3 protein-coding genes and 1 CRISPR repeat array are annotated in these 11,816 nt (G+C 59.8%); all 3 genes read left to right on the top strand.

The annotated features are described in order from the left end of the window. A partial coding sequence (locus LBK75_07830; protein ID MDR1158200.1) for an InlB B-repeat-containing protein occupies positions 1-805 on the top strand: 805 nt, incomplete at its 5' end. Between the two features lie 122 nt (positions 806-927). Next, a complete protein-coding gene (locus LBK75_07825) occupies positions 928-6,402 on the top strand; it encodes a discoidin domain-containing protein (GenBank protein MDR1158199.1) in 5,475 nt (1,824 codons plus the stop codon). Between the two features lie 275 nt (positions 6,403-6,677). After that, positions 6,678-10,931 (top strand): glycosyl hydrolase 53 family protein, encoded by a 4,254-nt coding sequence (locus LBK75_07820; protein ID MDR1158198.1) that lies wholly within the window; start codon positions 6,678-6,680, stop codon positions 10,929-10,931. Positions 10,932-11,382: 451 nt separating this feature from the next. After that, positions 11,383-11,816: a CRISPR direct-repeat array (repeat unit 34 nt; unit sequence GGTCACCGCTCGCATGAGCGGTGTGGATTGAAAC).

Below are 11,816 nucleotides of genomic sequence, written 5' to 3'. Positions count from 1 at the left end.
CTGGCCGGCGGAGCAGACGTTTGATCAGGTGAGTCTGTACTTCACGGCGGACACGAACAACAAGATTCCGAGCGCGCTGAACGTGCAGTACTGGGACGGATTCGCGTGGGTGGACGCGGAGCGTCAAGAGGTGAGCTTCGCGGCGGCTTCGAACGCGGAGACGAGGGTCACATTTGACGCGGTGACGTCGACGCGCGTGCGCGTGGGCATGGAGAATGCAACGCCGTACAACGCGACGATGGGCCGGATGCGGATCGTCAAGTTTGAGACCTGGGGCGCGGATCTGACGCTCCGGCAGGTCATCTATCACGCGAATGGCGGCGAAGGCAGCTTGCCGACGGAGGCGTATTTTGCGGGGGCCGTGGTGACGCTGCCGGCCGCGGCCGCGCTGACGCCGCCGGCGGGCAAGCGCTTCAAAGAGTGGAACACACGGAGTGACGGGAACGGCACCTCCTATGAGGCCGGGGCGACGTTGACCGTGGCCGGTACGAACATCGAGCTCTTCGCCACCTGGGAAGACGCCGTCGTCGCTCTGAGGGCGGCGGTACAAGGCAGCGCCCTGCGCGTGACGCTGTACAACAGTCCCGACGAGTTCATCAAGGGGGTTGCGATTGTGGCCTTCTACGGCCCGGACGGCAAACTGGCGTCTACCGCGACCCGGAACTTCAGCATCGAGCCAAATGGCAGTATGGTCTTTGAAGAAACAATTCCGGCGGACTACGCAGGATACGACTATCAGGTCTTCGCCTGGGATGAGGCGTATGAGCCCCTGTGTGACACGGCAGCCGGTCTGTTGCCTGTGTGACATTGACTTCGCGGCCGTCTCCCTCCTCCGGAGGGGGGAGACGGCCGCCCTTCCAACGCACAGACTAAAAATTTGCTTTGTATAGCAATGGACGCGGGGTTTTGCTGGGAGAGGAGACAGCTATGAAGGGTCATATCAAAAAAATGTGCGCCATTCTTTTGACGGCGGTCATGTGCGTCCCGGGCTTTCCTATGGCGGCGAATGCAAATGAGGATGAAGAACCATCGGCGACAAGACAAGAGGTCAATTTCAACGGCGGCTGGCGGTTTTGGCGCGGCGGGGAAGCCGGCGACGATACGCCGGGCATGGAAGCGTACGATGACAGTGGATCCAAATGGTATAGGGTCTCTCTGCCGCACAGCATAGAATATGTTACGTATGACAACATCGTGGATTACAAAAACATCGCCTGGTATCGAAAGACATTCAATCTGCCGGAATCCGCCAGAGAGAAGCGGATTTTTGTTCGATTCGGCGCCGCTATGCAGACGGCCAAGGTGTTCATAAACGGCGCTGTTGTCAATGGGAAAACGCCTTATGACGGCGGTCTGACAAACAATCCGGACGGCGTTCACAGCGGCGGCTTTATGGATTTTGTATTCGACATCACGGAATCGAAGCTCAACTACGGCGAGGGAACAACCAATGTGATTGCCGTCAAAATCGATACAAGTTACAATGTGAACTGGGCGCCGGGGGCGCCCAATCGCGATTTTCGTTATTTCGGCGGCTTGTACAGGAGTGCCGCGCTGATTGTCACCGATCCCGTTCACGTGACGGACCCCATCCACGCCAATAAGGTGGCGAGCGGGGGTCTCTTTGTGCGCACGGATCCAGAGAATCTCTCCGACCCGAACATAGGGATCAGCAACATTGCGCACACTGACAATGAAAACGGCGTGCCGACGGATTTTGTGGGCGACGTCAAATTTTGGGTGGGGACACATGTCCAAAACGACAGCACGGCTGCTCAGACGGTGACGGTCGACAATTTGGTTCTTGACGCAAGCGGAAACGTCGTGTTCAGCGGCTCTGCCGGGACACGGATTCTAAACGCGGGTGAAGACTATCAGTTTACGCAGACCGGCGTCATCATGGGCGCCAGGCTTTGGCACCCTTACAGTCCAAACTTGTATACCGTCAAAGCTGTCGTTAGCGTCGATCATATGGTCGTAGATGAATACAGCACAAAGACAGGGTTTAGAACGGTCGTCTTTAGGGATGTAAATGAAACGGGAAGCAGCAAGATGACGGTCAACGGGCAGCCTTTTGAGGGGCTTGGCACGAATACGCATCAGGAGGTTGGCATGGTCGGCTTTGCCGTGCCAGAGGATGCTGTCAGAGATGAAATCCGGATGATCAAGGATGCGGGATTTGACTTCATCCGGGCGGCGCATTATCCCTACCAGGAGGCCTTTTACGAGGCGTGCGACGAGTACGGCGTGATGGTACAAGCGCCGCTGACGGGTTGGCAGTATTACCCGAGCGTGACCAGCAGCAGTTACGAGACCTTCGGCCTCAGCATGCGGCAGGAAGCTTTGGAGTTGATCCGGCGCGGACGTAACCATCCCTCGATTGTGACATGGGAGCTATTCCCCAATGAATCTTCACTGCCGATCGCGTCCACGGTGGTCGCCTCGGCCAAGGCCGAGTTCCCGACGTACCAAATGCTCACCACCGGCAACACGGACGATTATGATGTGCGGTACAATTCCTCCGCGGTTAAGCCGTATGTCACCTATGAATTCGGAGACTGGCAGTACGGCGGCTATGCCTCTACGACGCGCAGATTGCGCTGGGATTCGAGAGAGAGCAAGTTGAGACAGGCAGTGGCGAATTATCAGAACGCGTTGGACAGTGCACTGAATTCGAGGGCCGATTATGCGTTTTACTGGGTGTGGCAGGATTATTCCGGCTTTGGCGTCACAGATCCCGATTTGCCCGTCAGTCCGGGCGGCAACGCTCCGGCCAGCGGCAATGCGCCGACGGCGTGCGGCATGGTCGATTATTACCGCATCCCAAAATACGCCTACTATTACGCGCAGAGCCAGCGAGATCCCGATGTGACGTTCACCGGACTGGACGATGTCCATCAGGGGCCGATGGTGTATATTGCGACGCGTCGATTCGATACGGACATGACAAACAATGTAGCGACCGACGTGCCCGTGTATTCTAACTGCGAGCAGATCGAATTGCAGGACGGCGAAGGCCGCGTCATCGCGGAGCGGCGGGGGCCTGACACGCTCTTGCCTCCGGCGGGAGGCCGCAATGGGTATGTGCCGAGCACTGCGGTGAGAGCCACGAAACACCCTCCGTTCACGTTCGCCGACATCGGCCTTGCCGAGTATCCGACTGTCACCGCGGTCGGGTACATGGGCGGCGTCGAGAGGGCGCGTTACACCGTAAAGACGCCTGCGGCGGCAAAGTCCCTGCGTCTGAGGTGGCAGTCCGGCGACCGGGTGCGGCCGTTGGTCGCGGACGGCGGAGACAAAAGGCTCGTCTACGTCGATCTGCTGGATACAAACGGCGAGATCAAAACGGACAGCGGCCTGGTCGACACCGCCATGTCCTTCGGCGCGCCGACAAAGAACGCAACGACAGTCACTGTGCGTGTGACGGGCGGCAGCGCGCTGCTGCTGGGCGGGGACGCGAGCGTCGAGCCCGGGTCGCGCGGGTACAACTCCGTCACTGTGACGCCGCGGGGCGGCCAGGTTGCCGTGTGGCTGGTGGCCGGGCGCACGGTGAACGATCGCGTCACCGTACAGGCGACGGCAGACGGGCTGACCGCGTCCAATGTATTGGAAATCGGTACCGCAGCGCCGACAAAACTGGCCGGCGCCGATGATCTCGGCTACCTGGACGAGCCGTATCCAAACCCGACGGACGATTGCCTTGCCACCGGAGGAATTGTCTCGGCCAGCAGCGGGCATGCGGCCAGGGCCAGCGACGGCCATGATGAAACCGTTTGGACCGCGGACAGCGCCGCCGCCGGCGAGTATTGGATGGTTGATTTGAAAAATCGCTACAACCTGTCCAAACTGGACATCTTGTGGGCGGAGCCCTCGGCCTATCAGTATCAGGTACTCTGTTCCGATGATGGCATAATTTGGAAAAATTGGATAGACAAGACATACAACACATTGTCTGAACAGGAATCCGTCTTTGCCTATTCGCTCAGTGAATCCAAAGTGGGGCGGTACATCAAAATCGTGTTCACGGCAGGCAGTGCAGCGCCGTTTGCCGTGGCGGAAGTCCATATTTTGGGTCAGACGGCGCCTTCTGTCGGGGATGTCAATGTGATCAGAGGGACGGCCTGGTGGGAAGCGGACGCGATGGGCGCCTCGGAAGCCAGCAACGGCTGCGACGGAGATCCCAATCGATACGCGACGGCTTCCAACGCGGAGGAGGGGAATCGGTGGGTTCTCGATCTCGGAGGATACCGGTCGGTCGCGAGTATCAACATCATGTGGGAGCGCTCCTACGCCTATCCGTATCAGATTGAGGTTTCGAGCGACAACAGGACATGGCTGACGATTCTCAACAAATTCCGAAACACGGCGGCGCTGATCAATACGGTGGATGAATGGCCAAGTCCCATCTGCGCGCGTTATGTGCGGCTCACGAGCGGCTGGGGCGAATTCCCGATGTCGTTTAGCATGTTCGACGTATACGGCCGCGACGCGAGGGACCTTGTGCTTGGCAAAACATTGACGACAGACAGCGCCACATGGAACGGATATGCGGCGTTTTACGCCAATGACGACGACCCCGCTACCGCTTGGCGTCCGGATGCGGACGGAAGGTCTCTGTCTGTGACGCTGGAAAGTCCGTATGACATTGCGGGTGCAAGAATCGTCTGGGAGGAGGTGGCGGCGCACGAATTCCTGCTGCTTACATCCGTGGACGGTGTCCGTTGGCAGAAGGCTGCGGAAGGCTGCTCGGACGGGCAAACGGCTCTGTGTGACGTCTTTGCACCGGATGTGCGGTATGTGAAACTGTTGAATGTAGGTCACGGCGGCGTCGCCACATGGGAACTGTATGGGGACAGTGCCGCCGGCGCAGATGTTTTCGGACAGAGAAATGCGCTGCAAAATCCCAGCTTCGCGGTCGAACGTACGGATCAAGACGACGCCCGTGAGAGCGATCCGGAGGGCTGGGAAAAATTGACAGGCATCGACAGGGCGGCCAGCTATGTGGAGGAGACCACGGACGATGAAGGCGGCGCGCACGGCTCGGACAACAGGTGCGCCGTGTTTGCCGGGGCATCGGCGTATTCCGCTTCGCTGTATCAGACGGTGAGAGGACTCCCAAGCGGTTTGTACACGTTCAGCGCCTGGGTCAAGAGGGATGCGGAAGCAACGGGAGAGCCTCGCGTATGGACCGCCTATGTAGAAAACTACGGGGCGGAGACGATTGTGGAGGACCTGCTGGCATCCGGCCGGGTGCCGCAGCAGCCCGACGACGCCTCCGAACTGTGGCGCCCCGTCACCATACGGGATATCCATGTGACAAACGGACGGCTGACCGTGGGGTTCTACGCCCATGCGGAGGCCGGGCAGCGCCTGCTCATCGACGATGTATCTCTGACGCTTACGGACCCGGACCCGCCGTGGCCGGTCTATGACCCGAATGCCGAGACCACATCTGTAAGTGCGTTGCGCATTGTGAAAGAACAAGACGTGCTGACAGCTGGTTATGCGGCGAGGAACGTCTCGTCAAACAGCCTCTCAGCGACGCATATCTTCGCGGCCTATGACGAAAACGGGCGTCTGACGGAAGTGCTCAGCGAGACAGCCGCCGTACCGGTCGGGGAGGTGGTCAGAGGCAGTTTGCGTCTGGAGCGTTACAATCCGGACCACATGTATCAAAGCTACCTGTGGGAGCCGGCGACACATCGGCCGCTATGCGAGATGGCGGCGTTTAAAGTGTTTGGTATCTACGACGTGACAGTCGACATAGAGGCCGGCGGCGCACTCGCGCTGCCCGATGCGGTGACGGTATGGTATACGGACTATGCCACGGCGACGGAACGCATCCCTGTGGTGTGGGATCTCTATGACGCCGACATGGCGAATCGCGTGGGGACCTTTGCCATCTTGGGGACAGTGGCGGGCACCCAGACACGTGCCAGAGCCATCGTAACGGTGCGCGGCGTCAACCTGATACAAAATCCCGACCTTGAAGCGGCGGCAGGGTGGACGTTCACAGCGCCCATGAGCAGAGCGAGCAGCAGCAGCAATTCGCATGGCCCAAACCCCGGGTACATCAACTATTCCCAGCCTGGCGCCGGCGTGCTCACCGGCCGCGCGGCACAGTCCTTTGCGGGCTCGCTGCCCGGAACGTATACACTGTCCTGCTGGGTGGAGGGCGTGACCAACGCGGCCAGTGGTGTAGTGGAGCTGTACGTCAATATCAATGGAGAGGAATACGCGACGGCGCCGATCACTGTCACCGTTTGGGGCGACTGGTTCCATCCGACGATTCAGGATATTCCCATCCCAGTGAACGCCGTGGTGGAGATCGGCGTCAGAGCCTCCAACAACCAGGGGTCTTGGTACCATTTTGATGACTTCTTGTTCATACAGACCCAGTGAACGGCAATTTCTTATTCACCGAAACAATGCTCCGCGCGGGTGTGTGGCGGCGGATTTGGTGTGCAGGCCGAGTTTGTTGCCAGCGGGGGTGGGGCGTCTCTCGCAGTGTCTTGGCGCTGTGCCGCGCGCGGAACTGCGAGAGACACCCTGCGTTTGTGCAGACGGCCCGGTTCCCAAAACGGAGACATTGCGGCCCCGCCGCGCCGCCGGGCGCGGATTTGTCAGACGCGGCGAAAAGAGAAAATCCAGTTGAAGTTGAAAAGGAGAAATGAGAGGTGTCCGAAGTGAAAAATATGCAAAAATCATTTGTCGAAGGCGCCGGGAGGCGGATGCTGGCCCTGTTTCTGGCGGCTGTGATGTTGACGGCTTTCTGGTCGCCGGCGTCGCCGGCCCGGGCCTTGAGCGGGACCGCCAGCTATACGCCCGCGGAGAGCAACATCGCGGGTAAGTATTGGGTCGCCCCGAGCGCGAGCAGTCATTCGGAGACGGCGGCGCTGGCCGTCGACGGCGAGGAATCGACCCTCTGGGCGCCGTCGGCGGACGATACGGAGACATGGTTTCTGATCGACCTGGGCGGGACCTATGACGCCGTGCGTAAGACGGAGATCGTCTTTACGGACGCGGACGCGGTTTATCGGTACTGTTTGGAGGGCTCGTCGGACGGCGAACATTGGGCTGTTTTGTCGGACCGCACGGGCAACACACGGCCGGCCGGCGGTTTTACGGATCTGTTTACATACGCGGGTCTTCGTTATCTCAAAGTGACGTTCACCGGCGGCCAGCGACTCGGGATCCGGGAGTTTGCGGTGATAAACTACCTGCGCGGCGATCTGAAAAACGGGTCCGATATGTCGGAACTCGGCAGCAACAACGGTAATAGTTACGATTACAACGCAAACAACAACCCGCCGGCGCCCGGGTATCGGGGCGGTGTGTTGAATACCTCCGACCCCGCTACGGGAAACAACATCTTTGGTCTTGCGAAGGATCTGGGTTGGTCGGTCAACCGTCTGCGTATCTGGAATTCGCCAACGAGCAGCGCGGCCACAAACTGCAGCCCGGAGAACACGCTGAAGCTGGCGCCCTATGTCACGGGGTCCGGTCTCGAACTCGCGATCGATTTCCATTATGCCGACACCTGGGCGGACCCACAGCACCAGCCCAAGCCGGCGGCATGGAACGCCCTCTCGTTTGACGAGCTGGTGAAAGCCACGTATGATTTCACCCACAAGACGATCTCCGATCTTGTGAAACAGGGCACGGCGCCCACCATCGTAGCCATCGGCAACGAGATCACAAACGGCATGATGTGGGGCAAGGAGTGGCGGGACATCAACGGTGCCAGCAACCCGTCGGGGACTGGATATCTGGATGAGTTCGGCGGCGGTATCATCTGGAAATACTGGCACGAGGATGAAGTGACGCCGGAGCAGTACCAGCAGTATCTGGACTCTTTCGCGCGCCTCGCGCGTCTGGTCGACGCGGGGATCAAGGCGATCCGCGCGGTCGAGGCGGAGTATGAGGTCGCCATCGAGACGGAAATCCACTGCGCGTTCAATGTGGTGGAAGGCAACAACAAAGTGCCTATCCCCGAGCGGGACCAGTTCCCTCGGGTCATGGAGTTCATCACACAGATTACGAAACGTCTGGATGCGATGGGCAGTTATGCGGACCGCATCGGCATCTCCTATTATCCGGACTGGCACGGTTCCTATGCACAGCTTGAGCGCAATCTGGTGGAGATCAATCGATATCTGCCCCATACAAAGCTCAACATCTCCGAGTGCTCCCCGCGGCTCACGGGGCAGACGACCGGCGACCCCAATCACCCGACCGGCTTCACGGCGAGTGTCCAGTCGCAGGGCGAAGACCTCATCGGCATCATGACCATCATCAACAATGTGCCGAACAACGTCGGCCAGGGCATCTGGACATGGGCGGGTTCGGGTCAGGGACAGTACGGCCCCGTCAACTTCGTGAACTCGGGGACCAACCGGCAGCCGTACGCTTCGATGAAAGTCTTCAAAGACGCCTTCGCGACAAATGTTGTGGAGAGCGGCGTCCATGTGACGACCTATCCGGGGCGCGCGCCGGCGCTGCCCGCCACCGTTCGGAACCTCGACATCGCGATGGGTGCGGCCACCGACGTGCCGGTTCTCTGGGAGGATGTGCCGGCGGCGGCCTATGATGACGTGGGTGCCTTTACGGTGATCGGCGTCGCGGAGGGTACCGGCAACATGAGCGCCGTGGAGGCCCGTGTCACGGTGGCGCCGGAGCCCGTTGTCACCGCCGCCGTTTCACTCGTGCGAAGCGGCGCGGAGGACACGGCCGTCTACACAGTGCGCAACGAGACAGCCGAAGTCGCCCGGGTGGCGTGCCTGCTGGCGGTGTACGACGCCGCGTGGCGTTTGCTCGACGTCCAGCCGCAGATCGCTGAAGTCGGTCCCAAATCGTCCGGCGAGGTCGTCTTGCAGGCGTCGGATGTTGTGCTGGGCAGCAAGGTCAGGGCCTTCGCGTGGGACGCGGAGAGCTTGGCGCCGCTCACCGCGGAGGCCCAGGTGCTCCACACATATGTAGACTTGGAGCGGTATGCAGCCTTTCAGGCGCCCATCTCTGTGACGCCGATCTCCGAACTGAAGGACCGCGAGGATGATTTTATCCGGGGTATGGACGTCTCAAGCCTCTGGACGATCGTCCAGGCCGGCGGAGAATATTTCGATATGGACGCCCGAAAGCTGATCGAGGGCGACGAGATCTCGAATGCGCTGGCAATCATGAAAAAACACGGAACCAACTGGATTCGCCTGCGGCTTTGGAATGATGTCTCCAAGGCGCCCCCAAGCCACGGTGCCGGCGGTCTCAACGACCGGGAGGTGGACCTCATCATCGCAAAGAAGGCCCACGCGCTCGGCCTCAAGGTGCTGCTCAATTTCCACTACAGCGACACCTGGGCGGACCCGGGCCGGCAGATCAAACCGACCGACTGGACGGAGATCCCCACGCTGAGCGGTCTGTGCGACGCGGTATATGATTTCACGAGAGAGACGCTCCAGGCGTTTGCGGACGCGGGCTGCCTGCCGGAGATGGTTCAGATTGGCAATGAGACAAACGGCGGCTTCATGTACTCTGAGATGAGGCCGGACGGAACCTGGGGCGGCATCACGGCCGGCCGGCCCACGGGGTCGTCGAGCAATGAGATAAGTCATGTCGCGCTGGTCAAGGCGGGCATCCGCGCGGTGCGCGATGTGGATCCGAACAACGGCGATCCGGATAAGCGCGTCAAGGTCATGTATCACCTGGCCGACGGTCACAACACCAGTCTCTACCGGAGCCGGGCGACTATGTTACAGCGCAACAACGTGGATTACGACATAATGGGCGCTTCCTTCTATCCCTACTGGCACCGCTCGGTAGCGGACATCACGGCGACTCTCACGGCGATGACCACCGAGTTTGGCAAGGACGTTGTTATTGCTGAGACGGGCTGGGGTTTCACGATGGACGGCACCTCGCCGTATCCAGGCGGGGCAGGCGGCGGCCCGCGACTCGGCAACACATTCAACCAGTCGGCGCTGAACACAGCGCGCAGCTATGGGCACGACTATCCCGTTTCTCCGCAGGGGCAGGCCGACGAGCTTCGCGCGGTGTCACAGGTAGTCGCAAAGCTTCCAGAAAACAAGGGCCTCGGCGTATTTTATTGGGAACCGGCGTGGATACCCACGCCGCGGATGGGTTCCGGCTGGGCCGCCGGCACCACCAACATTGTCATGGCGAACCAGGCCTACTTTGATTTCGCGGGCCGCGCGCTGCCCTCGCTTGCCACATGGAACCGTCTCTTCCCGGGGGACAGTGACATCGTGATCTCCCTGGCGGAGGCTGCCGTCAGTGTCGAACAGGGCGCCGTACCCGTGCTGCCGGCGACCGTCGCTGCGCTGTACGCCGACGGCGGTCGGCGGGAGGTCGCCGTGACATGGAATGTCTACGATGCGGCGCTGCTGGCCGAACCGGGCACATTCACGATCGATGGCACTGTAGCCGAGACGTCGTTGCGAGCCCAGGTAACCGTCACGGTGACGCCTGTACTCGTCAACCTGCTGGCGAATCCGAGCTTTGAGAGCACCGGCGTCTGGACTTACGGCGGCAGCGCCACCCGGACAAACCGGGCGTCGGAGGCGCATGACGGTTCTTACATGGTGAACTACTACAGCAGCGGTGCAAACAATTCCGAGGGCGAGACATATCAGACGGTGAACAACCTGACGCCGGGGACCTATACGCTGACCTGCTGGCTTGAGGGGGACAAGTACGGAAGCAGCGGTGTGCTGGAGCTTTTCCTAGAGACAGGAGACCAGCGGCACGCGCAGTCTGTCACCCAATTGGATGGCTATCTGTCATGGATCCGCGTCGAGCTGGCCGACGTGCCCGTCACCAACGGCACCGCAAGAGTGGGTCTCAAGAACACCCGAGGCGGCGACGCCTGGCTCACCTTTGACGACTTCTCCCTGACACGCACCGGGGCCATCAGTTAGCATCCCGACCTGTGGCCAAAGACCGCATTGGTCTATGATTTCATCGACGGAGGCGCACAAGGCGCCCTCCTGCTTGCTCCTCATACGCACAGACGGCCTCCGGCACAACCCGGAGGCCGTCTGTGTGAAGAATTGTTGAGATATGTAAAAATTTACCATCACATGAGCAACCCTCAGGTAGGCGACATATCTACCAAACAACGGCGGCATCTCACTCGGGGCAGACGCGACGGCGAAAGCGGGCAGGCGTTACACGCCTCCGGACATGCTCAATCTCTCGGTGCGAAAGGCAAGCGAACATCAAAAACCCGGACGCTTCGCACCAAAAAAGGATTGATTTTGTGGTGTTTTGTCTGTATAATAAACTATGTACTTTAGAGTGCACAGAAGAAACTTGTGCACTCCGCAGAGCAAAACTGTACGCAAGGGAATTTTTTTGTGCAGTTTTGCAGGTCACCGCTCGCATGAGCGGTGTGGATTGAAACAACGTTATGCCCGCGACGAGTCGCGCTATTTTTAAGGTCACCGCTCGCATGAGCGGTGTGGATTGAAACGTCTCTGGCGTCCCACCAAACACAAAAACCATTTGGTCACCGCTCGCATGAGCGGTGTGGATTGAAACGTCTGTTCTACCAGCTCATCTAGACACGCGGCGGAGGTCACCGCTCGCATGAGCGGTGTGGATTGAAACCCGTGCTCGTCCTGCTGGGTTTTATCCTAAAAAAGGTCACCGCTCGCATGAGCGGTGTGGATTGAAACGGACCGGTATCCGGATTATCCTGGCCTTCGAGGGTCACCGCTCGCATGAGCGGTGTGGATTGAAACAGTACAAGCCCTGGAACAGAGAGCGTGATACCATGTCACCGCTCGCATGAGCGGTGGGGA

The sequence above is a fragment of the Oscillospiraceae bacterium genome (assembly GCA_031265355.1).
In the GTDB taxonomy this organism is placed as follows: Bacteria; Bacillota; Clostridia; order Oscillospirales; family UBA929; genus JAIRTA01.
This window is presented reverse-complemented; position numbering and strand designations above follow the sequence as displayed.